This is a genomic window from Nocardia sp. 852002-20019_SCH5090214 (assembly GCF_001665865.1).
GTDB classification, from domain to species: Bacteria; Actinomycetota; Actinomycetes; order Mycobacteriales; family Mycobacteriaceae; genus Nocardia; species Nocardia nova.
In genome coordinates, this window is record NZ_LZMK01000114.1 from 51999 (window position 1) to 76243 (window position 24245).

Sequence of the window (24245 nt, forward strand, 5' to 3'; positions counted from 1 at the left end):
ATACGCGCAGCTGCCGCAGCCGGTGCTAGGTGTAGTAGTTGCCGACGCCGGTCTTCAGCCCGGCCAGCTGGGCGGGATCGTGGCCGAACACGACGGTGGCGCCGGTCCGGTCGGCGATGGCGCGGATCTTTTCGACGGACTGGAACCAGGCGACGGTGTCGTAGACGATGCCTGCGGCGATGGCGGGCGGCCCGTAGCTTTCGCTGCGGTACAGCGAGTCCGAGCTGAACAGCATGGCGCCGGTGTCGGCGAGGTCGACCAGCAATGACAGGGTCCCCGGAGTGTGGCCCGGGGTGCGCAGCAGCGTGACACCGGGCAGCAGCTCGGTGTCCTCGTCGATGGTGGTCAGCTCCAATCCGTCGTAGTCGGGCCGGAAGTAGGCGCCGTTGCTGTAACCGTCGAAGCCGAACGCTCCCTTCTTCTCCTCCGCGTCGACGACGATCGTGGTGCGAGTGCCGGCCCACAGCTGCGCGTTCCCGGCATGGTCGCCGTGCAGGTGGGACAGCACCAGATAGTCGATGTCCCCCGGCTCGAGGCCGAGCTGCCTCAGCCGCGAGTCCAGCCACATGTCCTCGGTGACGGAATCGACCGGAAAGAACTTGTCCATACCGGTTGGGCCCCAGCGCTTTTCCCAGTCCCGGGGAACCCCGGTGTCCCAGAGCAGCTTCGTGCCGTCGGGATGCTCGATATACACCACGTAAGTGGGGACCTCGACCCAGTCGCGGGGCGGATGCTTGTCGGCACTCGTGGCCATATGCCCCGGGTCGATCAACAGCCAGGTGAGGTCGCCGTGCATGGTCCCGCTCGGCAGGATCGTCAGCCTGATCTTGTCGATCCCGGCCGGACCTCGATCCGCTGTCCCCGTACTGCCAGATGTAGCACCCATCCGATCAGCCCCTTCGCCTCGGCGCCTTCCCTGGCTGACAGATCGACCCTATGACTGCGGTCGGGTCCACGGCTAGAGGACCAAGGGCCCAGGTGCGGAATCGGGCGGATGCAGCGCCCGACGTCGGTGAGACACCGGCGTGGGCCCGCGGACGGAGCTAGTTGAGGCCCGCGTACGAGTGCAGACCGCTCACCACGATGTTGATGATGAACAAGTTGAACAGCATCGCGACGAAGCCGGCGACGTTGATCCAGGCGGCCTTGGTTTCGCGCCAGCCGGAGGTCGCGCGGGCGTGCAGGTACGCCGCGTAGATGACCCAGGCGATGAAGGAGACGGTTTCCTTCGGGTCCCAGCCCCAGAAGCGGCCCCACGCGCTTTCGGCCCAGATGGCGCCGAGGATGATGCCGGTGCCGAAGAGGGGGAAGGCCACGACCGTCGTGCGGTAGGCGAGGCGGTCGAGGGTGCGGGCGTCGGGGAGGCGGCGGGCGAGGGCACCGAGCGGGTTGCTCGACTCCTGGCCTTCCGGCTGGTGCATGCGCAGCAGGAACAGCAGGCTCGCCACACCGGAGAGCATGAAGATGCCGCTGCCGATGCTGACGATGGTGACGTGGATCGGCAGCCAGTACGACTTCAGCGCCGGAACCACGGGCGCGGCGTCGGCGTAGAGCACCTGGCCGGCCAAAAACATCAGGATCAGCACCGGAACCAGCAGGAACACCCACATCGCGCGGTACCGGCGGTCGTGGATGAACACCAGGCCGGTGACCATCGCGGCCGCGGTCGCCATGGTGATGAATTCGTACATGTTGCCGAGCGGGAAGCGGTGGGTCGCGAAGCCGCGCAACACGATCGAGGCCAGGTGCAGGCCGATCGCGACGAAGACGACCGCGAACGCCATATTGCCGAGCTGCTCGGCCAGCGAACGCTTCGGAGCCGGCTCCAGTTTGCCGGGCACGACCGGCCGGTCCGCGCTCACTCCGGAGGAGGCGCCGACGCCGACCAGTTCGCGTTCACGCTCCTGGGCGCTGGTCACCTTCTTCTTCGCCGAGGCGTACTGCACGATCAGCATCGCCAGCACCAGCAGGTAGACGACGAACGCCGTCTTGAAGGCGAGATTGCTGTAACCGGCGAGTGTCTCGTCGATCGGCATGTTCACTCTCCCGTGCTCTCGGTCCGGGCGACCGGGCGCTGATCCGTGGGGCTGCCGATGTCGGTGCGGTCGGAGCCCAGCAGCCGCGTCAGCAAGCGGTCGAACTCGCCGCCCCAACCCGCTTGGTCGGTGCGGGCCAGCCCACCCATTTCTACTACAGTACGTCGTTCACCGGAACCGCCGTCGTCCGGGCCTTCCGGATAGGCGCGCAACCAGATCCGCCGCCGCTTCACCAGCAGTGAGACGAGCAGCCCGGCCATCATCGTCAACGCGCACACCAGGACCCAGTTCTGCGCGGGGTCGTGGGAAACCTGCAGGTTCGCGTACTGCTGCGCCCCGTCGAAGGTGACCTTGGTGCCGTCGGCCAGTGTCGCCGATTCACCGGGCCGCAGATTGACGCGCTGCTGCTTCGTCAACCGGCCCTGTTTGATCATCTCCGGATCGAGCGAGAACAGCGACTGCGCGCGCCCGGTGTCGAGTCCGGTCTCGCCGCGATAGATGTCGATCGCCACCGCCGGATCGGTCAGTCCGGGATACGAGGAGGTCAGCAGGCTGCCGTGCATCAGTGCAGTGGGCGCGAACAGGCCCTCGATCGCGATCTGGTTCTTGCGCCGCTCGTCCTCGCTGCCGTACATGCCGCCCGGCGGGTCGAACCGCATCACACCGCTGGACAGGAAGGTGGCGCCGTCGTCGGGCCGCCACTGGATGGTCTCGGTGCGCTTCTGCCCGTTCGGATAGGTGACGGTGAACGTCGGCGCGTACCCGTGCCCCTGCAGGTAGACGCGGTCTCCGGCGACGCGCAGCGGATGGTTGACCTGGATGGTGGTGTCACGCCAGGTGTCGGTCGCCAGATCATCGCCGGTCTGATACGAGATGTCGGCGGTGAACATCTCGGCCTGGCCGTTGGGCAGATAGTCGGCCTTGAAGTCCTTGACCCGCACGCAGACCGGGGTCAGCCCGGTGCCGTCGTTGACCCGGCCGGCCTTGAAGGAGTCGAAGACCGCGGGTGAGGTGGTGCAGAATCCGGGACCGCCGTCCGCGACGACGATCACGTTGCCCTCGTAGCCGAACAACTTGCCCGCCGCCACCGCGACCAGCAGGCCGACCAGGGCCAGGTGGAAGACCAGATTGCCGAGCTCGCGCAGATAACCCTTCTCCGCCGAGAGGGTCACCTCACCGGGACGGCCGTTGCGCGCCTCGGATCCGTCCCGCACCACGGTGCGCCAGCCGCGCAGCCCGCGCCGCGCCTGCTCGATCGCCTCGGCAGGGGTGTCGCCGGTGGTGGTCGCGGCGTGGTGCGGCAGCCGGGACAGGTTGCGCGGCACCATGACCGGCGGTGTGCGCAGCGCCTTGTAGTGATCGAAGACGCGCGGCACGATGCAGCCGACCAGCGATACGAACAGCAGAGCGTAGATCGCGGTGAACCAGAAGCTGGAGAACACGTCGAACAGCTGCAGCCGGTCCATCCACGGGCCGAGGGTGCCGCGATCGGCGATGTACTTGTCGACCTTCTGCGGGTTCAGACTGCGCTGCGGCAGCAACGCCCCCGGAATCGCCGCCAGTGCCAGCAGGAACAGCAGCATGAGCGCGGTGCGCATACTGGTCAATCCGCGCCAGGCGTTGCGCAGCAGTGCGAACGCGCGGAGCGGCAGCGACTGACGCGGCGGCTTCGCGGCGGTGGACGGGGGCGTCATCGTGGCAGTCATGGGGCTCAGATCGGCAGGGTTACCTGGGAGACGAAAACATTGCGGATCCATCCGACGAACTGATCCCACATCCCGGTGACCAGTGCGATGCCGACCACGACGAGCAGGATGCCGCCGATGATCTGGATGGTGCGCGAATTGCGCCGGAGCCAGCCGACTCCGCGCAGCGCGGTGGCCGACCCGAACGCGAGAATCACGAACGGCAGCCCGAGTCCGAGGCAGTACGCCACGATCAGCGCGACACCGCGAGCGGCCGTCGCGCCCTCGGTTCCGGCGGATACCGCCATTACGCCGGAGAGCGTCGGGCCCAGGCACGGCGTCCAGCCGAGCGCGAAGACCGCACCCAGCAGCGGTGCGCCGACGATTCCGGTGAGCCGGCGCGGATGCATTCTGGTGTCGCGCTGCAACATCGGCACCAGGCCGAGGAATACCAGCCCCATCACGATCGTCACCACACCGCCGATGCGTTGTAGCAGTTCACGATTGACGTTCAGGGTCTGGATGACACCGAAGACCGTCGCCGAGGCCAGCACGAACACCACGGTGAAACCGGCGACGAAGAGCCCGGCCGCACCCGCGACCCGCATCCGGCCGGTGCGCAGCGCGACGGCCGCACTCTTGCCCTGGGCTTCGCCGACGGTGACCGGCGGCGCTTCGGCGCCCACGAGCCCGGCCAGATACGACAGATATCCCGGCACCAGCGGCACCACACACGGCGAGGCGAACGAGACCAATCCGGCGAGCAGGCAGGCACCCAGCGCCAGCAGCAGCGGCCCGGTTGCCGCGGTCTGCTGGAACGATTCGCCGACGGAAGCCAACGCCGGCGAGGCGACGGCTGTCACTGCCGGCCCTCCTGCGCGACCTGGTTCACCACCGGCAGCAGATCCTCGGCCAGCAGTGACCGCAGGAAGACCGCGGCGACGCGATGCTGCCGATCGAGGACCAGCGTGGTGGGGATGACGCTGGTCGGGAATTTGCCGCCGAGCGCCAGCAGGCTGCGCATCTCGGGGTCGTAGATGGACGGGTAGCCGACGTGATTGTCGGTCACGAAGTCGCGCGCCTTGTCCTGTTGTGGATCACGCACATTGATCCCCAGGAAGGCGACGCCCTTGTCCTTGGACTGTTCGTAGACCTGTTCCAGCGCGGGCGCTTCGGCGCGGCACGGCCCGCACCACTGTCCCCAGAGGTTCAGTACGACGACCTGATTCGGGAAGTCGTCGACCGAGACGGTCTTGCCGGTCATCAGATTCGGCCCCGAGAGGTGGCCGATCGTGCCGCGGGCAGCCGGTGGATCGTACCGGATATCGGTTTTGCCGCCGGGGGAGACGAAATCAAAGGTGCCGCCCTGGGCGACCGCGTCGTTACCCGACGAACAGCCGGCCAGCGCGGCGACGACCGCCACGCAGGCCAGCAGCATCGGCAGCAGACGCCGGACCGCCCCGCTCACGCCCCGGTCACCCTGGGATCCGAGCCGCCGGACGGCTCGGAGTAGACGATGTCGATCAACGTATCGCCTTGGTACACAAGCGAAGTCAGCGAGGCAAGCGAGCACTGCCGCTGCCGCGGATCGTGCCACAGCCGCTTCCCCTCCAGGAAGCGCCGCAACGTCCACACCGGCAGCTGATGCGACACCACCACGGCCTCGTGTCCGGTCGCCTCCACCCGCGCCTTGTTCACGGCGGCGAGCATGCGATGCGCGATCTGCAGATACGGCTCACCCCACGACGGGGTGAACGGATCGCGCAACTTCCACCAGTGCCGCGGCTTGCGCAGCGCGCCGTCCCCGACCGACACCCGCAGCCCCTCGAAGGTGTTGCCGGCCTCGATGAGGTTGTCGTCGGTGCGCACGATCAGCCCGTGCTGTCCGGCGATCGGCGCGGCGGTCTCCTGGGCGCGCTGCAGCGGCGAGGCGACGACCAGGGCGACGTCGTGATCGGCCAGGGTGCGCGCGACCGTCGCCGCCTGCGAACGACCCGTCACCGAGAGGCTGAAACCGGGCAGGCGGCCGTACAGGATGCCCTTGGGGTTGTGCACCTCGCCGTGGCGCATCACGTGCACGATGGTCTCGGTATCCGAGGCGACGTCACCGGGTAGCGAGGGAATCTTGCCGGCATCGGCTCCCGAGTCCGCGCCGGGCCCCTGCGAGGGTTCGGCTTCCCCGTTCGCCGCGGCGTCCCCGGGCGACGCCGGTTCTTCGTGCGAGGGGGATTCTGTTGCGGCAGTGACGGATTCGAGCTGATCTGAGTCGCTCACGCGCGGGATCCTTCGGGTGTGGCGGCCGCGGCTGCCGCGGCGGCGGCGGGCAGTGCGGCAGCGATACGGTCGAATGCGTCCTCGTCGAGGGCAGCCGAGACGAACCAGGCCTCGAACGGGCTCGGCGGCGCGTAGACGCCACGTTCCAGCAGCGCGTGGAAGAAGGCCGGGAAGCGCCAGGTGGCGGTGGCCTTGGCGGTGGCGTAGTCGGTAACCGGACCCTCGGCGAAGAACACGCTCACCATATTGCCCGCGAATTGCACGGTGTGCGGGACCCCCGCGGTGGTCAGAGCCTCGGTGATCAGGGATCCGAGGCGTTCGGCGTTGCGGTCGAGGGCGGCGTAGACGTCCGCGTCGGCGGCACGCAGCGTGGCCAGCCCGGCGGCCACCGCCACCGGATTACCCGAGAGCGTGCCGGCCTGGTAGACCGGCCCGATCGGCGCGAGGTGGTCCATGACCTCGGCGCGGCCGCCGAAGGCCGCGGCGGGTAGTCCGCCGCTCATCACCTTGCCGAAGGTGTACAGGTCGCCCGCCACCGGATCGCGCCCGTACCAGCCCGCGGCGCTCACGCGGAAGCCCGTCATGACCTCGTCCATGATCAGCAGGGCGCCGTGTTCGCTGGTCAGCTCGCGCAAGCCGGCGTTGAATCCGGGCAGCGGCGGGACCGCGCCCATATTGCCGGCGGCGGCCTCGGTGATCACGGCGGCGATCTGGCCCGGATATTCGGCGAAGGCCGTGGCGACGGCTTCGAGGTCGTTGTAGGGCAGCACGAGGGTGTCGGAGGCCTGTGCTCCGGTCACGCCCGGCGAGGTCGGCAGACCCAGGGTCGCGACGCCCGAGCCGGCATCGGCCAGCAGCGCGTCGACATGGCCGTGATAGCAGCCGGCGAACTTGACGATCTTGCTGCGCCCGGTGAATCCGCGTGCCAGCCGCACCGCGCTCATGGTGGCCTCGGTACCGGAGTTCACCAGCCGCACCCGCTGCACCGGATCGACGCGAGCGGCGATCGCCTCGGCCAGTTCGATCTCGGCCTCGGTCGGCGCGCCGAAGGACAGCCCGCCGGTGGCGGCGCGCTGCACCGCGTCCACGACGGCCGGATGGGCGTGCCCGAGGATCATCGGCCCCCAGGAACACACGAGGTCCACATAGTCGTTGCCGTCGGCGTCGGTGAGCGTGTATCCGCGCGCCGAAGCGATGAATCGCGGGGTGCCACCCACCGAATTGAAGGCCCGCACAGGCGAGTTCACACCGCCGGGAATGATCGCGGCGGCGCGTTCGAAGAGTCGGGCGGAGACCGGCACGTTTACCTGGGTCGCGCGCGGAGAAGAACTCACGACCACCAGTGTCGCAGCCCCCGCCGAAGCGGTCGACGACAGGGTGTAGTGGGGTGAGCCACCCCACAAGCCGAGGCGCCACATTGTACTCCCACCGACCCGACCAGCAGTTTGCCGAGAGTTTCCTCACACGCGCCGGTCAGCGGCGTTACCGCAACACGCGGCGTAAATTTCCTGTCATAAGGGTTGTCGCTGAGTTGCCCATGCGTAACCTCGTACCCACCATCACGCTCACGGCCGGGAGGGTTCATGCGGAAAGCAGTATTCGGGGTAGCCCTGTTGACAACCCTCGTCGGCTCGGTCGCGGCGGCGACTCAGGCGGCCGCCGTGACGCCGGTGGTCCAGCCCGACCAGCAGCGCGCCGGAGTCATCCTCACCCACGACGAGACCGCCGCACTGGGCGACGGGCCGATTCCCGCACTGGTCACCATGGTCGTTCCGATGAACCGGATCGGGGCGGGCCTCAAACCGGACACCCAGCTCTATCACGACGAGAACGGCAATGTGCACGCCTCACTGCGGCAGGTGATCGAGGAGGCGGCGAGCCATCCGGACGGGAGCGTCGTGGTGATGGCGAACGTCCCCGGATCGCACGGCACGCGCCTGCTCGACGTTTTCCAGCAGTGGCGCTGACCGACGCGGTTCAGGGGACCGGAACGCCCAGGCACAGCAGGGCATAGCCGGTGGACAGCAGGCAATTCAGTGGCGTGGGAAGCAGATCCAGCAGCGAGACCTGATCGGCGCGCAGCGGAGAGACCGCGCCGATGGCCTGCGGATCGGCGGAACTCGCGCCGGTAACGCTCGGCCCGGACGTCTGCGAGGCGGTCGCCGAAGCGTCTGCGGCCGAGGGGCTTTCGGGGGCCGCGGTGGCCACGGCGACCGGCGCCATACCGATCGCCGCGGCTGCGAGAATCGTGAACGAGGTCTTCCGCACTGCTCGGGTGCGCGTCATGGTGCTCATTTTCCGGCAATACCCACAACACTCGATCCGCTATCGGGCGACGCGCCGCGAATTCGGGTGCGGCTGTGGCGAACAGGCGTGTCAGCGCGGGCGAACCGCGCACCGCACCACCAGATCGATGGCCGCGAGGCCCGCGGCCGTGACCAGTACGGTGGCCAGCGCGAGCCACGGACCGGCGTAGTGGGTGGATTCGAAGGCGGGCTGATCCCCCGCCGCCGCGAACCAGGTCCGATGGACACCGAGCCGCCAGCTGGGCACGGCGGCCACCGCGCAGACCACGACCAGCACCAGATCGAGCAGGATCCACAGCCGGCGCATCACGCCACGTCCTCCTTGCCCTCGACAACCTCGTCGTCCCCGGAACAGCTCACCGCGCCCGCCGGAGCTTCGGCGCCATCGGACTCGTTCGAGGCGGCGGTCTCGATCTTCGCCGACCGGGGCGCCGCCGGTTCCTCGGTCACGGGCGCCGAACCCTCGGCGAGCCGATCGAGCGCGGCGCTCAACTGCGCGCGCAACTGCCGATGATCGCGCGCCCAGGCCTGCACCATGGCGCCGTCGCGCAATTTCAGGCCGATGCCGCGGCGGCGGCGCGGCACTCCGGTCAGCTCACCCAGTGCGCGGGCCGACTCCCAGGGCTCGTCATCCCACGATTCCTCGTCGAGTTCGGGAAAGACTCGCGCGATCGAACTCAGCGGCAGCGTTTCGGTGCCCGCGCGCAGCACGGAGTCGGTGAGTTCGACGCTGACGTGACGTTTTCCGGCCACGACCTGCAGAGTCACGAATCCGGCGAGCAGAATCGCGCAGAAGGCGAGGCCGAACCAGTGCACCGGGCCGCGCCGCAGCGCGAGTTCCAGGATCAGCACGAACAGACAGAGCAGCGGGCCGTAGGCGACCGTTCGCCAGCGGGCACCGGGCTCACTGAACAGCACGGAATCCGGCCGCACCGCGGCGGTGGGTTGGGCGTCGCTCACGCAGGACCTCCGAATACGACGCGCGTGCCGGCGCGAGCGGGTGGCGGCGAAGTCAGCCGACCTTCCCCGGGAGCAGCAGGCCGGCGAGGGTGAGCAGTGCCAAGAGCAGCAGCAAACCCATCACCAGAACATCGCGTCGAATGCTTTGTCGCTGCTGAATCACCACGCGCATCGATGTCTCCGATCCACCGAAGCCATCCGTGCTGCGCTCTCATCGCGGTAGCCGATCGATGCGACCACCGACCGAAAAACCACATCCGAAGAATAACGCACAATCAACGACTTTCAGTTCCCGAGCTCTCTGTGACAACCCTCACCATACATCCCGGTCGGCACGCGACAAATTCGGCCTCGCGTCTCAGTGGCCGTTCGCTCGGAAAAACGCCTCGGATTCCTTTCTGCGGCAGAGGAATACGGCTCCGCAGGCCAGAACCGCCTGTAATATCGCCGCGGCCCCGATCAGCACCGCCGGGCCGCCGGCGACCGCGCCGAGGCCGAACATCGACCCGATGGCGCCGAGCACCAGCACCACGGTCGCCACATCGGCAACCGTGCGCGCCCACAGGCGGCCGCGACCGAGTTGGTACACCACGGCCACCGCGCCGATCCCGACGGCGAGGCCGTAGGTGAGGACCAGTACCTCGAGAATCGAGACCACCAGCTCCATCTGCGCCACGCTGAAGTCGGGCCGCTCGCCGTGCAGCTGGTCGTAGAAGTCCTGGGCGACCTGGCGGCGATTGCCGAGGCGGTCGACCGCGCCGAGGATCAACCGCAACACCCCGAGCGCGACCACGGCCCACCACAGCTGGCAGGCGGTGCGCACATCCTCGGGTCTGGTTCGAATGCCGGGCTCGGCCGGGAGGGTCGCCGGATTCACGACAGCCAGTGCGCGGCCTCGGTGGCCCAGTAGGTGAGCACGATGTCCGCGCCCGCCCGGCGGATGCCGAGAAGCGATTCGAGGATGGCGCCGCGGCGGTCGATCCAGCCGCGTTCGGCGGCGGCGGTGATCATCGAGTACTCGCCCGAGATCTGATAGGCGGCGACCGGAACCGGCGAATGATCGGCGACATCGCGCAGGATGTCGAGATACGACATGGCCGGCTTGACCATCACGATGTCGGCGCCCTCGGCCAGGTCCAGTTCCAGCTCACGCAGCGATTCCCGCCGATTCGCCGAATCCTGCTGATAGGTCCGGCGATCGCCCTGCAGCGACGAGCCGACGGCCTCCCGGAACGGGCCGTAGAACGCCGAGGCGTATTTGGCCGCGTAGGCGAGGATCCCGGTATCGATATGACCGGCCGCATCCAGTCCGGCGCGGATCGCACCGACCTGGCCGTCCATCATGCCGCTGGTGCCCAGCAGTTCGGCGCCGGCCTCGGCCTGGGCCAGCGCCATCTCCACGTAGCGTTCCAGGGTCTCGTCGTTGTCGACGGAGCCGTCGCCGGCCAGGACACCGCAGTGCCCGTGATCGGTGAATTCGTCCAGACAGGTATCGGCCATCACGACGGTGTCACCGCCGACCTCCTCGGCCAGCGCGCGCAGGCCGCGATTGAGGATGCCGTCCGGGGCACTGGCCTGGCTACCCACAGCATCCTTGTCCTCCGGACGCGGCACGCCGAACAGCATCAGCCCACCGACGCCTGCCCCGACCGCCTCGGCCGCGGCCTTGCGCAGCGAATCCATCGAATGCTGGTACACACCGGGCATCGAACTGATTTCGCGCGGTTCGGCCAGTCCGTCGGCGACGAACATCGGTAGTACCAATTGCCTTGCTTCCAAGGTGGTTTCGGCGACGAGGCGACGCATCGCGGGGGTACGACGCAACCGCCGCGGGCGGTCCATTCCGGTCATAACCGCACGATACGCCGCGCGGGAGCCCGGCTCCCAGGCACCTCCCGGCCGGTTGGCGTGGGTCACACCCGGCAAATCACGGGCGACGCACCGGCGACGCGGGCGCGGCGCCGAAACCCGTTGCGGCGAGCGGTTTTTGTCGGTGCCCTCCGGTAGAATCGAAGATGTGTTCGAGGGGATTCGTCAACAGTCGAACCGGCCTCGGTAGCGCGCTACTGCCCACGGCGCGCAACCGATCGATCGGCGGTGGGACGGACTGCCCATATCCGTCCCGCCTTCGATTCGGCCCATCGACGACCCGATGAATCTCCATCCGAGGGGAGGATTCTCATGCCCACCGCACCGACGATCATCGATCCCTACGCGCCGCTGGTGAAACAGGCCCTACCGGCCGGCCGGCCGCGCTCCTGGTACGTCATGCACAACCGCAGGTTGAAGGCCATGCGGCTGGCCATCGCCCTGCTCGACTCCGGCGTCTACCGCGCCAACCTCGCCGACAACCAGACCATTCGGCACACCGCCGAGGTCGTCGGCATCCGGCCACCGTCGAACAAGACCTGCAGCCTCGTCCGCGACCTGATGCGCGTACGCCGGGTGTGAGTGCCTCTTCCGCAGTACCGCTCAGCGGCCCCGGTTATCGAGCCGCTCAGCGGCTGCGGTTATCGAGCCGCTCAGCGGCTGCGGCGGCTCTTCTTGCGCGGCGGGGGCAGCAGGCCCTCGGCGCGCAGGTGGGCGGCGTGTTCGGCCAGGGCGTCGACCAGCGGGCCGACCTGGGCGATCTCGGGTTGCACATCCACGCGCAGGCCGAATTCGATTGCGGTCTCGGCGGTTTTGGGGCCGATGCAGGCAACGATGGTGCGCGCGTGCGGCTTTCCGGCGATACCGACCAGATTCCGGACCGTGGACGAGGAGGTGAACAGCACGGCGTCGAAACCGCCGGTCTTGATCATCTCCCGGGTTTCGGCCGGCGGCGGCGAGGCCCGCACGGTGCGGTACGCGGTGACATCGTCGATCTCCCAGCCGCGGTCGCGCAGGCCCTCGGCCAGAGTTTCGGTGGCGATATCGGCGCGCGGCAGCAGCACGCGGTTGACCGGGTCGAAAACATCGTCGTAGGGCGGGAAGTCGGCCAGCAGACCTTCCGAGGACTGCTCACCGCTGGGCACCAGTTCGGGATTGATACCGAACGAGCGCACCTTGTCGGCGGTCGCCTCACCGACGCAGGCGATCTTTACACCGGAGAAAGCCCGTGCGTCCAAACCGAATTCGCCGAACTTCTCCCACACCGCGCGCACGGCGTTGGTCGAGGTGAACACGACCCACTGGTAGCGCCCGTCGACCAGGCCCTTGACCGCGCGCTCCATCTGCGCGGGGCTGCGCGGCGGCTCGACGGCGATGGTCGGCACCTCCATCGGGATGGCGCCGTGCATGACGAGCTTCTCGCTCATCTCGCCGGCCTGCTCCTTGGTGCGCGGCACCAACACGGTCCAGCCGTACAGCGCCCGCGACTCCCACCAGGACATCTTGGCGCGCTTCTCGACCTCCTTGCCCACCGTGACCACCAGCGGTCCGACCAGTTCGGAAGCGGCGGAGTTCAGGGTGGCCAGCGTCGCCTCGATGGTGCGCTGCTGCCGGGTGGTGCCGCGCACGGTCACGGCCACCGGGGTCTGCGGGGCGAGACCGTGCTCGACCAGCGCGCTCGCGGTTTCGGCCAGGTGGCCGGAGGTGGCATGCAGCACCAGCGGGCCGGGAGCGGCCGCGACCGAGGCCCAATCGACCTCACCGCGCACGTCGACCTCGGTGTGCGAGGAGCCCAGGGCGATACCGGCGTAGGCCGGAACCGTGGTCGCCGAGGGCAGCCCGGGCAGCACCTCGAAGTTCATATGCGATCGGGTGACGGCGTTGACCTCGGAGATCACCGAATCGGTGGTCATCGGATCGCCGGAGACCAGCCGCACCACATCGTGTCCGGCGCGGGCCTCGTGGACCAGCGTCTTCGCGACCTCGGCCGGCTCGCCCAGCGCGGGGCGCACGTCGACGGCGGATTCCCCGTCGGGACCCGGCTCGACGGCGGTGCCGATCATGGCCAGCACGCCCTTGTCGACATCGGGGTCGGTGAACGCCAGCCGGGCTCGTCCCAGCACCTCGCGGGCGCGGACCGTGAGCAGTGCCGGGTCACCAGGACCCGACCCGACGAACAAAATCCGACCGGGATGTTTCTTGGTGGCTCGGCTCATGGCTTGTTCTCCATCGGGCTGGGATTGGTGAAGTCGGACGCGCCGGCGGATACCTCGCCGGCCAGCAGGTCGCGCGCCCCCAGCTCCAGGAGCTCACGCGCCAGATCGCGGCCCAGCTGCTCTGCGTTCGCGAGCGAGCCGACCGCCGAGGCCCGGATGACATCCGAACCGTCGATCGCCGCCGCGCCGCCGCGCAGCGACAGTTCCTCCACCACGCGGCCCTCGTCGTCGAGCGATTCGACGACTTCGGCGAGCGCGCCGACCGGCGCCGTGCAACCGGCTTCCAGTTCGGCGAGCAGCGCGCGTTCGGCGACGACCGTGGCGCGACTGCCCGGATCGTCGAGGGTGGACAGGATGCTGACGAGATCGCTTTCCTCGCTGCGGCATTCGACCGCGAGCGCGCCCTGGGCCGGTGCCGGGAGCATCTGCACGGGCTCCAGGGCCTCGGTGACCGAACCGAGCCGGTCCACGCGGGACAGCCCGGCCCGCGCGACGACCACGGCGTCGAGTTCACCCTCGGCGACCTTGCGAAGTCTGGTGTCGATATTGCCGCGCAGCGGCACGATCTCTAGGCCGAGGCCGAGGGCGCGCAACTGGGCGGCACGCCGCGGCGCGGAGGTGCCGACCCGGGATCCGGCGGGCAGTTCGCCCAGTACCAGACCGTCGCGGGCCACCAGGGCGTCACGCGGATCCTCGCGCGGCGGTATCGCGGCGATGGTGAAGCGCGGGTCGGGCGCGGTGGGCAGATCCTTGTAGGAGTGCACCGCGATATCGACGGTCCCGGCGGCCAGTTCCTCGCGCAGCGCGGCGGTGAACACCCCGACACCGATCTTCTCGACCGGATCGGAGGATTTGTCGCCGGCCGTCTTCACGATCACCAATTCGGCGTGCTGCCCGGCGGCGATCAGCGCGTCGCGCACGGTGCCTGCCTGGGTCAGTGCCAGCACGCTGCCGCGGGTGCCGATCCGCCACGGGGTATCCGTGGTGCCACGTCGCGTCATGTTGTGCTCCTGCGTGTCGACCCCGGTGGCTGCGCCCCCGAATGCGGTGGCCGTATCAGCGCTCACTGCGGATGCCCCTGTTCGTCTCCGAGATGGCTCGTGGTGAAGTCGTCGGCCAGTTCGCCGCCGAGAGTGGCGATTTCCATCGGCGCCGCAACCGCTTGTGCCGCACCGGGTTTCAATTCGAACAGCTCACGCAGCGCCTCGGCGTAGCTGCCGCCGCCGGGCGCCGAGGCCAGCTGCTTGACCCGGACCGTGGGCGCGTGCAGCAGTTTGTCGACCACCCGGCGCACCGTGCGGGCCACCTCTTCGCGCTGCGGATCGCCGAGATCGGGCAGTTTGGATTCCAGCCGCATCAGCTCCGCCTCGACCACCTCGGCCGCGCGCTGGCGCAGGGCCGCGACGGTCGGGGTCACCTCGGCCATCCGCTGGCCGGACAGATATTTGGCGAGTTCCTCGGCGACCAGGGCGCGCGCGGCGCTGGTGTCGTCGGCCGCCGCACCCGCCGCGGGATCACGCTGCAGCGTCTCCATGTCGATGACGGTGATATCCGGCAGTCCGGCCACCGCGGGATCCACATCGCGGGGCAGGCCCAGATCGCAGATCACCATCTGATGTCCGGCGCGGGAGACGTTGAGCGCCCGGTGGGCGTCGGCCAGGCTCACCACCGAACCGACCGCGCCGGTGCTGGTGATCACGATGTCGGCATCGGCCATGGCGTTCACCAGATTCGACAGCTCCATCGCGGTCGCCGGTGCGCCGTGCATGGTGGTCGCGGTGTGGGCCAGCCGCTGGGCCCGCTCGAGAGTGCGGTTGACCACGACGATTCGGCCGATTCCGGCGCGTGCCAGATGGGCCACCGACAGCCCGCCCATCGCGCCCGCGCCGACCACGACCGCGGTGCGGCCGGCCAGGTCGCCGAGCACGTTCGCGGCGCGCTCCAGGGCGACCGACACCACCGAGGCGCCCGCGCGGTCGATCCCGGTCTCCGAATGCACCCGCTTGCCGACGCGCAGGGCATGCTGGGCCAATTCGTGCAGGGTGCGCCCGGCGGCCTGCTGGGCGTCGGCGGCGGCGTACGCCGAGCGGATCTGGCTGAGCACCTGCTGCTCGCCGACGACCATCGAATCCAGGCCGCTGGCGACCGCGAACAGATGTTCCGCCGCCGCCTCGCTGTAGCGCACGTAGGCGTGCCTGGTCAGTTCGGGCAGTGGCAGATCGGAATGCTTGGCCAGCAGATCGCCGACCTCGGCCAGGCCGCCGTGGAAGGCGTCGACCACGGCGTAGATCTCGACGCGGTTGCAGGTGGAGACGATCATCGCCTCGGAGATGTGCTGGGAGGCCAGCATGCGATCGGTGAGCTTGGGCCGGTCCTCCTCGGTGACCGCGACCTTCTCCAGCACCGCCACGGGAGCGCTGCGATGCGAAATTCCGACGAGAAGCACACTCATGGTGCGACCACCGATCCCTTGCTGGTTGGCTCCGTTGCCGAATGCGAGGTTGTCTTGCGGGGTGTGGGCTGGTGGGCCGCGCGTCCGGCCATCCGGCGCCCGATCGGGGTGGAGACCGCGTGCACGGTCTCCCCCGCGGCGACGCGCTCGGTGGCCGCCGGCTCGGTCGCCTCGAGTTCCGCGCTGCGAGCGCGCTCGAACGACAGCATCTGCAGTTCGACGGCGAGGTCGACGCGGCGGACCTCCACGGTGGCCGGAACCGCCAGGTTCACCGGCGAGAAGCTGAGAATGCACTGCACCCCGGCGGCGACGAGTTCGTCGCAGACGGCTTGGGCCGCGGCATCGGGAACGGTGACCACCGCGATCGTGGGCGCGAGTTCGGCGACCGCGGGCCGCAGCCGGGCGGTGTCGAGCACCCGCAGCCCGGCGACCGAGGCGCCGATCACCGCGGGATCGTTGTCGAAGATGCCGACCATGGTGAATCCGCGCCGCGAGAATCCGCCGTAACCGGCCAATGCCCGGCCCAGATTCCCGGCGCCGACCAGGATCACGCGATGGCCGTCCGCCAGGCCGAGAACGTCTTCGATGCGGTTGCGCAGCTTGGCCACGTCGTAGCCGACGCCGCGAACACCGTTGGGGCCGAGGAAGGATAGATCCTTGCGAAGCTTGGCCGAACCGACACCCGCCGCGACAGCCAGTTCTTCACTCGATACGATGAGCACACCCTCGTCGGCCAGGACGGCGAGCACTCGGAGGTAGGTGGCCAGACGGGTCACCGTCGCCTGCGGGATGTCCTTGTTGATGGATTTGCCGGAAACGCTGTTCAGAGCTCTGCCGGAGACGCCACCTGGCGTCTCATGCTGCTCTGTCACGTCGTTCGGCTCCTCGTCCGGCCGGGGGGTAGTGTCCGGGTTTTCGCTTGGTCCACCGCCGACACCGGGCACAGGCATCGGTCTCGGATCGGTATTGGTACACGGGGTGCGGTTGCGTCCGCCGCCAGAAGCAGGCGGGTCGCGTGTCACCACCGTAACCGCTTGTGAAGCCCTGCACAAAGTCGGTGAATTCAGTCACTCTCCACTCGTCGGCTCCACGAATGCCTGCTCACATTCAACCGCCGTGTAGCACCGGCTTCGGCGCAGGCACGCCGGACCGGCGATTTCCCCGCGCGAATGCGGCGATTCGCGGCTAATCGCAGGTCTGTCGGCACGGTGGCATTTAATGGCGATATGAGTACTGCCACGCATTCGGTGACTTTGCTGACCCGCGAGGGCTGCGGTATGTGCACGGTCGCACTGACGCAACTGCGCGCCATCTGCGCCGACTTCGGGCTGGAACCGGCGACCGTCGATGTGGACGCGGCGGCGGCCACCGACCCGTCGCTGCGGGCCGAGTTCGGCGACCGGCTGCCGGTGGTGCTGCTCGACGGCCGCGAACACAGTTACTTCGACGTGGATGAATCCCGGTTGCGGGCCGATTTGAGTCGCTGAGCACACATCGCCGAGCAGCCGTCGGGACAACGCTGTGCTCGGCTAATGTTGGAGTGTTCGCGCGAACAGGCGGAGGTACTGGTGCCGGAACGATCGAAAGATGCGAGGACGGGCTTCATCGCGGGAAGGTTCGGCGAATTCCCGGCGCGCTGGGGGCAGGGTCTGTCGGACCAGCTCACGCGGATCGCGCGCAGCCCGTTCGGGCCCAGCGAGGAGGAGGTACGCGCCAACCTCGCCGGTGAGGCCAGCGCCGATGCCGCCCTCGCGCTGCACGACGCGGAATTGGCCGAAAGCTATGGCGCCGAAGCCGATTCGGAATTACCGCCCCATGCGCGCCCGCCGCGCGACCTGACCGCTGCGGCATTTTTCGACGTGGACAACACGATGGTGCAGGGCGCCTCGATCGTGCACTTCGCGCGCGGCCTGGCGGCGCGGAAATATTTCAAGACTTCCGACCTCGTCGATATGGCCTGGAAGCAGGTGAAATTCCGGGTCACCGGTAAGGAAAGCCAGGGCGATATGGCCAGCGGCAAGGAAAAGGCGCTGTCATTCATCGCCGGCCGCTCGACTGCCGAACTCGCGGCCCTCGGCGAGGAAATCTACGACGAAATCATCGCCGACAAGATCTGGCCCGGCACCCGCGCGCTGGCGCAAATGCATCTGGACGCCGGTCAGCAGGTGTGGCTGGTGACCGCCACGCCGGTGGAACTCGCGCAGGTCATCGCGAAGCGCCTGGGATTGACCGGCGCGCTGGGCACGGTCGCCGAAAGTGTGGACGGCGTCTTCACCGGACGGCTGGTCGGCGATATTCTGCACGGCCTGGGCAAGGCACATGCGGTGCGCACCCTGGCCATTCGCGAGGGGCTCAATCTCAAACGCTGCACGGCCTATTCCGACAGCCACAACGACGTGCCGATGCTCTCGCTGGCCGGTACCGCGGTGGCGATCAACCCGGATTCGGACCTGCGTGAGGTCGCCAAGAATCGCGGCTGGGAGATCCGCGATTTCCGCACCGGACGCAAGGCCGCCAAGATCGGCGTTCCCACCGCGTTGGCGCTGGGTGCGGCCGGTGGGGCGGCGGCGGCCGTCCTCACCCGCAGGCGCGAACAGCACGGCTGAGATTTTCCGGAAGGAAACGATCGAGCCTCCTCGCCACAGCGAGGAGGCTCGATTTCTCCGGCGCTGTTCCGGCGTCAGCCGGTGAAGGGGTTACGCCGCTTGGTGAGCAGTTTGTACAGCGTCTGCTGGATGGTCTCGCGGACCTGATCGGTGACCTCGAACATCGTCATCGGATCGTCGGCGGCCTCGGCCGTATAGTCCGCGGTCGCGATGGGCTTGCCGAATTCGATGGTCCACTTCGACGGCAACGGGATCGCCCCCAGCGGTCCCAGATGCGGAAATGTCGGAGTCACCGGGAAATACGGCAATCCGAGCAGGCGGGCCAACGGCTTGATGTCGGCGAGTTTCGGATAGATCTCCTCGGACCCGACGATCGAGCACGGAATGATCGGCACACCGGTTTTCACCGCCGCCGAGACGAATCCGCCGCGCCCGAAGCGCTGCAGCTTGTAGCGCTCCGAATACGGCTTGCCGATGCCCTTGAAGCCCTCGGGGAACACCCCCGCGACCTCGCCCGACCGCAGCAGCCGCTCGGCGTCGGCGGGGCAGGCCAGGGTGTGGCCCGCCTTGCGGGCCAGCCCGCCGACCACCGGCGTCTCGAACACCAGATCAGCGGCCAGCAAGCGCAGCGACCGATGGGCGGGATGCCGGTCGTGCACGGCCAGCTGCAGCATCAGCGCGTCCAGTGCCACCACGCCGGCGTGATTGGAAACCACCAGCGCACCACCGGTGGACGGAATGTTGTCGATGCCGTTGACATCCACCCGGAACCACAGATCCGACAGTGGCCGCAGGGTCGGCAGGATGACCGATTCGAGCAGATGCTCGTCCCGCCCGAATTCGTCGACCTGGTAGTCCCCGGTGAGGCGGCGGCGGGCGAAATCGGCGGTATTGCGAATACCGTCGGCCACCGCACTCCGCACCAGATCACCCAGCGAGCGCGGCGGTGCCGATTCGGCCAGCCGCTCGGTCAGCGAGGTCACCGGCTGCAGGGCCGACTCTCCGGGCCAGCGCCGCGACGCCGGGCGCTGCCGGGCCTCGAAATCCGTCTCGTGCAGGTGAATGACTTTGGCCACGTCGTTCATCGATGTGCTCCCGTCCCGGCCCCGACGAGGCCGAGGAGTCTGTTTTCTGCAGCGTCGATCCAGCGCGGATCGATGACGGGCCGCAACGCTGCGCCCCCGATGAAGTCGTCGAACGCCTGCACCGTCGTCCAACGCGGTGCGAAGCCGAGTTCGGTACGCATTCTCGTGGTGTCCAATCCACAGCCGAAGTGGAAGTAATCGATCTGCTCGGTGGTGAACTCACGCATCACCGGGCCCATGAACGACCGGCCGACCGTCTGGAAAACACTCATCGGCACCGGTAGTTCGACGCGACCGGCGCGGCGGATGGCTTGCGACAATGCCAGCGCCCCGTCACCGGCGACATTGAAAGTGCCGCCGGGTGCGGAATGCGCGGCATGCGCCAGCACCGCGATCGCGTCCTCTTCGTGCAACAGCTGCATACGGGGGTCGCGGCCGAAGATCGTCGGCGTGATCGGGGAGCGGAAATACTGCACGCCCCGGCCCGCCAGACGCGGCCCCACTATCGGTGCGAATCGCAGGATCGTCGCGGCGATATCCGGACGCCGGCGCGCCATTCCGCGGACGAATCCCTCGACCTCGATCATGTCGCGCGCGAACCAGCCCTTCGGCGGCGTGCGCGCACTCATTTCCTCGGTGAATTTCGCCGGATCCTTCGGACCGCAACCGTAGACCGCCGAGGAGGAGCGGACCACCACACGGCGCACACTCGGCGCCTTCTGGCAGACCGCCATCAGCTGCATGGCGCCGAAGACGTTGTAGTCCTTCATCGCCGCCCGGCCGCCACCGGCGGGCGGGCGGGACAGTACGGCCGGATGCACGACGGTGTCGACCTTATTTCCGTCGATCACCTTGCGAATCAACGGGTTTCGAATATCGGCGCGAACGAACTCGGCCCGGCCCATCCGGCGCAGCAGATCGCGACTGGGCATGCGGGCATCGACCGCGATGACCCGTTCGATCGCGGGATCGGCCGCCAGCCGAGTGACGACATTGCCGCCGAAGAAGCGGCTCGCGCCGGTGACGAGGACAACTTTGGGCGGCTGGTCGTTGCGGCCAGCCGTACGCCCGTCCCGCATATCCGAACCCACGCCGAATCCCACCTGTGCACCCCTGCTTGGCTAGTTCCGTTAACCAGAGTAGCGGCTGTTACGGAGGTGGCCGAGAGTATTAACCAGGATCTAACGATGACTTCAGTCACCGGAAACAAATGCCGAAGCCCGCCACCCAAGTCGGTGGCGGGCTTTCAGCTAATTTCCAGCGTGTAAGTTTACTTGCCGAGTTTGCGACGCTGCACGCGCGTACGGCGAAGCAGCTTGCGGTGCTTCTTCTTCGACATCCGCTTACGGCGCTTCTTGATCACAGAACCCATAGGGTTGTTCCTCGCGTTCTCTCTCTACCCTCGGCACGCACGCCGGTTACGTACGCCCATCTTCCGGTTCGCTCGGCGGCCGCCTGGCAACCAGTGTTCAGCTCCCGACCTGACCCAGATCGGCAGCGGGTAACACAACGGTGGTTCATCGTACCGGGCCAACCCACGGCGAACGAAACGGGCACCGCCGTGCCCGGCCGCCGACACCGCCGACCGGCGTTCGCACGCTGCTATCCGGCGTCGAAGTACGACGTCTGCAGGTAGTCGTGCACCGCCTTGGCGTGTACCCGGAACGATCGACCGACTCTGACAGCGGGTAGTTCTCCCGAGTGAACCAGCCGATACACCGTCATCTTGGAAACCCGCATCAGATTCGCCACCTCGGCAACGGTGAGGAACTGTGTTCCTCCACCGCCGATGACAGGACCGGAACTCGCAGAGCTGTTTCCAGACATCATTGCACCACTGACCTCCGGCACGTCCGCGCCGCCGGCTTCCCCACCGGCGGAACAGACACGCACGTGCTCCCCCGAGCTTAGCGTTACCAGTGGGATTGCTGCGACGGGTGGGAGAAATAGCAGTGTCACCAGCGGATGTCCCGTCACACCCGGCGGCCACTCCGCGGTTACTCGCCGGTCGCCCCCTGTTCGGCCGAGCGGCGCTTGGCCGCGTGCAACGCCTCCCAGAACGCCGAGCGCACGCCGCCGCGCTCGAGCTCGCGCACGGCCGCCGCGGTGGTCCCCGCCGGCGAGGTCACCGCGGCACGCAACTCCGCGGCATCCTGACCGGACTCCTCCAGCAGCGCCGCCGAGCCGAGCATGGTCTGCACCACCAGTTCGGTGGCCACGTCCCGCGTCAGGCCGAGGCCGACGCCGGCTTCCACCATGGCCTCGACCACCAGGAAGAAGTACGCGGGTCCCGAACCCGACACCGCGGTCACCGCGTCCATCCGGCTCTCGGCGACGGTGACGACCCTGCCGACCGCCCCCAGCAGCTCCGAGACCGTATCCAGCTCGGCGGATTTCGCGTAGCGCCCGGCCGCGATCGCGCTCATGCCCTGGCCGACCAGCATCGGGGTATTCGCCATGACCCGCACGACCGGGAATCCGGCGGGCAACTTCGACTCCACCCGGGCGGTGGTCACACCGGCGGCGAGCGACACCAGGATCTGATCGCGATCGTTGTCGAGTTCGAGTTTGCCGAGCTCGGTCAGCACGGCGTCGACATCGTGCGGCTTCACCGCTACCACCAGCACATCCGCACCCGCCGCGGCCTCGGCCAGACTGTCGGTGACCCGGATGCCGAACCGCTCGCTCAACACCTGCGCGCGGGTCGTCACCGTCTCGACCACGACCAGATCCTTACCCGGCCGCCCGGCCTCGAGCAGCCCGGCAATCAACGCCTCGCCGATCCGTCCGCCACCGATCACCGCAATTCTCGTCATGAGGCCCAAGGCTATCCGTGCGCGGCGGCCGACGCGGGGCAGGGGCGATCAGTGGGAGCGGGGCAGCGGAATCAGCGCGAGCTGGCGGGTCTGCGCAACCACCGCGCCCGTGCTGTCGAGGACCAGTTGATCCTCGTCGAACATGCGCTCCCCGATTTCGTGGGCGGTCGCGATCACCCGCAGCCAGCCCGGCGCGGGCCGACGTCGCAGATAGGTGGTGAGCTGCACGGTCGGGGCCCAGCCGAACCGGCCCATGTTCATCGGCACGGGCGGGCTCATATCGCCCGCCATCATGGCGAAATACGCGGCGACGTCCGGATCGCTGCCGTCGGCGGCGCGCGGACGGATCCACAGGCGCAGCCGCGGCTCGCCCCGCTCGCCGGACAGGAACGGCGCCCAGGCCGGATCGATCGCCACCGAGGCGCCTCGCGAGACGTTGACCAGCCGGCCCATCGGAGAATCCGGCGCGTCGTAGCCCAGGGCCTCGGCGGGCGGTTCCGGCGGCATATCCGCCACGGTCTCGCGCCGATAGGCCGGTTCCGCGTCGTCGAGGTGGCCGAAGGTGAACGCCGAATGCACCAGCGTGCGACCACCCTGGACCAGATCGGCGTCGACCAGGCAGATCTGGCGGCCCGTCTTGCGGATTCGGACCTCGTACTCGACCTCGCCCGGGTCCGGGGCGCCGAGGAAATCGGTGCTCGCCGCGATCGGGAACATCTCGGCCAGATCGGGATGCGCGGTGCGCAACCGGGTCGTGGCGGCGGCCGCCGACGAGGCGACCATGGTGCCGCCGTGCAGCTTCTTGCCGATCGTCCACACCGGGTCGATGACGCCGCGATAGCGCGCGAACTCCGCGGAAACCTCCACCTCGGTCACCGCGCACACGCGGCTGAACGGTGCGTCGTCCAACTCCGGCCGTACCGTCTCGACCGCCAGTTCCGTCACCCGCCGCTCCTCTCCGTGGGCCCAGCCGGCTCCGGCCCGGCTCGTACACCGTATAAGTCTGCCGGACGGTCGCTCGATTCCCTACCGGGTGTGACGAAGCTGTACGGGCACAGGCCGATCAACCCTGGCGGGTCTGTTCCCGCCCCGGCACCGGCTGCAAATTGTTCAGATGTGTGCGCGCGAACCGCAGCGCTCGCCCCAGCATCGCCGCGCGGTCGGCGGTGGTCCGTGCGTTCTGGGTGTTCACCTCGATCACGGCGTGACCCCGGAAACCGTTGCGCACCAACGATTCACACACTTCCACACAGGGTTGCCCACCCTCGCCGGGAATCAGGTGCTCGTCGTGGGCGGCGCCGCGGCCGTCGGCCAGGTGCAGGTGCGCCAGACCGCCGCCCATGCGGTCGGCCAGCGTCAGCGCATCCATCCCGGCGGTCGCGGTATGCGACAGATCCAGGGTGTAGTGCCGGAAGCCGGTATCGGTCGGATCGTAGGACGGGCTGAACGCGGTCACGGAAAGTCCCGGTCCACCACGGCGTTCCAGCCGGCGCGCCGAACCGGAGCGGCGTCCGAACAGCGTGTCGGCGCGCATGGGGAACATGTTCTCCACCGCGACCACGACCGGACTGCTGTCCTCGAGTTCGCCCACCTGCTGGGCGAAGCCCTCCGCATAACGCCGCTGCCAGCGGAAGGGCGGATGCACCACCACGGTCGCCGCCCCCAGCGACTCCGCGGTCCGCACACTGCGTTCGAGTTTGGCCACCGGGTCGGCACCCCATACCCGCTGCGAGATGAGCAGACAGGGCGCGTGCACGGCCAGCACCGGCACCGCGTACCGGCGCACATACGATTGGACCGTGGCGATGTTCTGGCTGGCCGGCTCGGCCCAGACCATCAATTCCACGCCGTCGTAACCCAATTCCGCGGCATACCGGAACGCCGCCTCGGTGTTCTCCGGATAGACCGACGCCGTCGACAACCCCACCTGAACGGTGGTC

Annotated in this window: 27 protein-coding genes; 4 read left to right on the plus strand and 23 right to left on the minus strand. The window is 68.4% G+C overall.

Features of this window, described 5'->3' with window-relative positions:
* Nucleotides 1-25: 25 nt before the first annotated feature.
* The 7 genes from A5780_RS09275 to hemL form a co-directional block, all read right to left on the minus strand.
* Complete coding sequence (locus A5780_RS09275; protein ID WP_064908221.1) at nucleotides 26-886, minus strand: N-acyl homoserine lactonase family protein; 861 nt, start codon at nucleotides 884-886, stop codon at nucleotides 26-28.
* Between the two features lie 157 nt (nucleotides 887-1043).
* Nucleotides 1044-2036 (minus strand): c-type cytochrome biogenesis protein CcsB, encoded by a 993-nt coding sequence (gene ccsB / locus A5780_RS09280; protein ID WP_030516211.1) that lies wholly within the window; start codon nucleotides 2034-2036, stop codon nucleotides 1044-1046.
* A gap of 2 nt (nucleotides 2037-2038) precedes the next feature.
* Complete coding sequence (locus A5780_RS09285; protein WP_064907243.1) at nucleotides 2039-3742, minus strand: cytochrome c biogenesis protein ResB; 1704 nt, start codon at nucleotides 3740-3742, stop codon at nucleotides 2039-2041.
* Between the two features lie 5 nt (nucleotides 3743-3747).
* Nucleotides 3748-4584: a cytochrome c biogenesis CcdA family protein gene (locus A5780_RS09290; RefSeq protein ID WP_064907242.1), complete on the minus strand. Its 837-nt coding sequence runs from the start codon at nucleotides 4582-4584 to the stop codon at nucleotides 3748-3750.
* A complete protein-coding gene (locus A5780_RS09295; protein ID WP_030516208.1) occupies nucleotides 4581-5159 on the minus strand; it encodes a TlpA disulfide reductase family protein in 579 nt (192 codons plus the stop codon). The genes A5780_RS09290 and A5780_RS09295 overlap by 4 nt, the downstream gene beginning before the upstream one ends.
* 26 nt (nucleotides 5160-5185) lie before the next feature.
* A complete protein-coding gene (locus tag A5780_RS09300) occupies nucleotides 5186-5791 on the minus strand; it encodes a histidine phosphatase family protein (RefSeq protein WP_063018597.1) in 606 nt (201 codons plus the stop codon).
* Between the two features lie 200 nt (nucleotides 5792-5991).
* On the minus strand, nucleotides 5992-7329 hold the full coding sequence (gene hemL / locus A5780_RS09305; RefSeq protein WP_039781253.1) for a glutamate-1-semialdehyde 2,1-aminomutase: 1338 nt from the start codon (nucleotides 7327-7329) through the stop codon (nucleotides 5992-5994).
* A gap of 249 nt (nucleotides 7330-7578) precedes the next feature.
* Between hemL and A5780_RS09310 the strand changes: the two genes are divergently transcribed.
* Nucleotides 7579-7962 (plus strand): hypothetical protein, encoded by a 384-nt coding sequence (locus A5780_RS09310; protein WP_064908222.1) that lies wholly within the window; start codon nucleotides 7579-7581, stop codon nucleotides 7960-7962.
* Between the two features lie 10 nt (nucleotides 7963-7972).
* Here A5780_RS09310 and A5780_RS09315 read toward each other — a convergent pair whose 3' ends face one another.
* The 5 genes from A5780_RS09315 to hemB all read right to left on the minus strand — a co-directional run bounded on the left by A5780_RS09315 (nucleotide 7973) and on the right by hemB (nucleotide 11112).
* Nucleotides 7973-8290 carry a hypothetical protein gene (locus A5780_RS09315; RefSeq protein WP_063018581.1) on the minus strand — a complete coding sequence of 106 codons (318 nt, stop codon included), beginning with the start codon at nucleotides 8288-8290 and terminating at the stop codon, nucleotides 7973-7975.
* 81 nt (nucleotides 8291-8371) lie between these two features.
* Nucleotides 8372-8611 carry a hypothetical protein gene (locus A5780_RS09320; protein WP_146098768.1) on the minus strand — a complete coding sequence of 80 codons (240 nt, stop codon included), beginning with the start codon at nucleotides 8609-8611 and terminating at the stop codon, nucleotides 8372-8374.
* The gene (locus tag A5780_RS09325) at nucleotides 8608-9234 is read right to left on the minus strand and encodes a hypothetical protein (RefSeq protein ID WP_231982904.1); all 627 of its coding nucleotides are present in this window, start codon (nucleotides 9232-9234) and stop codon (nucleotides 8608-8610) included. The genes A5780_RS09320 and A5780_RS09325 overlap by 4 nt, the downstream gene beginning before the upstream one ends.
* Before the next feature lie 385 nt (nucleotides 9235-9619).
* Nucleotides 9620-10138 (minus strand): hypothetical protein, encoded by a 519-nt coding sequence (locus tag A5780_RS09330; protein ID WP_064907239.1) that lies wholly within the window; start codon nucleotides 10136-10138, stop codon nucleotides 9620-9622.
* A complete protein-coding gene (gene hemB, locus A5780_RS09335; RefSeq protein ID WP_064908223.1) occupies nucleotides 10135-11112 on the minus strand; it encodes a porphobilinogen synthase in 978 nt (325 codons plus the stop codon). Before hemB ends, A5780_RS09330 begins: the two co-directional genes overlap by 4 nt.
* A 330-nt stretch (nucleotides 11113-11442) precedes the next feature.
* Here hemB and A5780_RS09340 point away from each other — a divergent pair, with 330 nt between their 5' ends.
* On the plus strand, nucleotides 11443-11712 hold the full coding sequence (locus A5780_RS09340; RefSeq protein WP_063018575.1) for a hypothetical protein: 270 nt from the start codon (nucleotides 11443-11445) through the stop codon (nucleotides 11710-11712).
* A 71-nt stretch (nucleotides 11713-11783) separates the two neighbouring features.
* Here the strand turns inward: A5780_RS09340 and A5780_RS09345 are convergent, their stop codons facing one another.
* The 4 genes from A5780_RS09345 to A5780_RS09360 all read right to left on the minus strand — a co-directional run bounded on the left by A5780_RS09345 (nucleotide 11784) and on the right by A5780_RS09360 (nucleotide 16670).
* Nucleotides 11784-13346 carry a bifunctional uroporphyrinogen-III C-methyltransferase/uroporphyrinogen-III synthase gene (locus A5780_RS09345; protein ID WP_030516198.1) on the minus strand — a complete coding sequence of 521 codons (1563 nt, stop codon included), beginning with the start codon at nucleotides 13344-13346 and terminating at the stop codon, nucleotides 11784-11786.
* Nucleotides 13343-14347, minus strand: a complete 1005-nt coding sequence (gene hemC, locus A5780_RS09350; protein ID WP_036525108.1) for a hydroxymethylbilane synthase — start codon at nucleotides 14345-14347, stop codon at nucleotides 13343-13345. Before hemC ends, A5780_RS09345 begins: the two co-directional genes overlap by 4 nt.
* A 62-nt stretch (nucleotides 14348-14409) precedes the next feature.
* Nucleotides 14410-15798 carry a glutamyl-tRNA reductase gene (locus tag A5780_RS09355; protein ID WP_030516196.1) on the minus strand — a complete coding sequence of 463 codons (1389 nt, stop codon included), beginning with the start codon at nucleotides 15796-15798 and terminating at the stop codon, nucleotides 14410-14412.
* A complete protein-coding gene (locus tag A5780_RS09360; protein WP_064907267.1) occupies nucleotides 15795-16670 on the minus strand; it encodes a redox-sensing transcriptional repressor Rex in 876 nt (291 codons plus the stop codon). Before A5780_RS09360 ends, A5780_RS09355 begins: the two co-directional genes overlap by 4 nt.
* A 354-nt stretch (nucleotides 16671-17024) precedes the next feature.
* Between A5780_RS09360 and A5780_RS09365 the strand changes: the two genes are divergently transcribed.
* Entirely contained in the window at nucleotides 17025-17285 is a 261-nt protein-coding gene (locus A5780_RS09365; protein ID WP_030516194.1) for a glutaredoxin family protein, read from the plus strand.
* A gap of 81 nt (nucleotides 17286-17366) precedes the next feature.
* Nucleotides 17367-18404, plus strand: coding sequence for an HAD family hydrolase (locus tag A5780_RS09370; protein ID WP_369817616.1), 1038 nt, complete (start codon nucleotides 17367-17369; stop codon nucleotides 18402-18404).
* Between the two features lie 74 nt (nucleotides 18405-18478).
* Here A5780_RS09370 and A5780_RS09375 read toward each other — a convergent pair whose 3' ends face one another.
* The 7 genes from A5780_RS09375 to A5780_RS09400 all read right to left on the minus strand — a co-directional run bounded on the left by A5780_RS09375 (nucleotide 18479) and on the right by A5780_RS09400 (nucleotide 24232).
* Nucleotides 18479-19489: a lysophospholipid acyltransferase family protein gene (locus A5780_RS09375; protein ID WP_064907237.1), complete on the minus strand. Its 1011-nt coding sequence runs from the start codon at nucleotides 19487-19489 to the stop codon at nucleotides 18479-18481.
* Nucleotides 19486-20568: an NAD-dependent epimerase/dehydratase family protein gene (locus tag A5780_RS09380; protein ID WP_063018591.1), complete on the minus strand. Its 1083-nt coding sequence runs from the start codon at nucleotides 20566-20568 to the stop codon at nucleotides 19486-19488. The genes A5780_RS09375 and A5780_RS09380 overlap by 4 nt, the downstream gene beginning before the upstream one ends.
* Before the next feature lie 191 nt (nucleotides 20569-20759).
* Nucleotides 20760-20861 (minus strand): 30S ribosomal protein bS22, encoded by a 102-nt coding sequence (locus A5780_RS38985; protein ID WP_003402602.1) that lies wholly within the window; start codon nucleotides 20859-20861, stop codon nucleotides 20760-20762.
* Between the two features lie 230 nt (nucleotides 20862-21091).
* A complete protein-coding gene (locus A5780_RS09385) occupies nucleotides 21092-21319 on the minus strand; it encodes a helix-turn-helix domain-containing protein (protein ID WP_030516190.1) in 228 nt (75 codons plus the stop codon).
* A gap of 167 nt (nucleotides 21320-21486) precedes the next feature.
* The gene (proC, locus tag A5780_RS09390) at nucleotides 21487-22305 is read right to left on the minus strand and encodes a pyrroline-5-carboxylate reductase (protein ID WP_063018570.1); all 819 of its coding nucleotides are present in this window, start codon (nucleotides 22303-22305) and stop codon (nucleotides 21487-21489) included.
* A gap of 48 nt (nucleotides 22306-22353) precedes the next feature.
* Nucleotides 22354-23250, minus strand: a complete 897-nt coding sequence (locus A5780_RS09395; RefSeq protein WP_082857429.1) for a thioesterase family protein — start codon at nucleotides 23248-23250, stop codon at nucleotides 22354-22356.
* Between the two features lie 118 nt (nucleotides 23251-23368).
* Entirely contained in the window at nucleotides 23369-24232 is an 864-nt protein-coding gene (locus A5780_RS09400) for a sugar phosphate isomerase/epimerase (RefSeq protein WP_063018568.1), read from the minus strand.
* Between the last annotated feature and the right edge of the window lie 13 nt (nucleotides 24233-24245).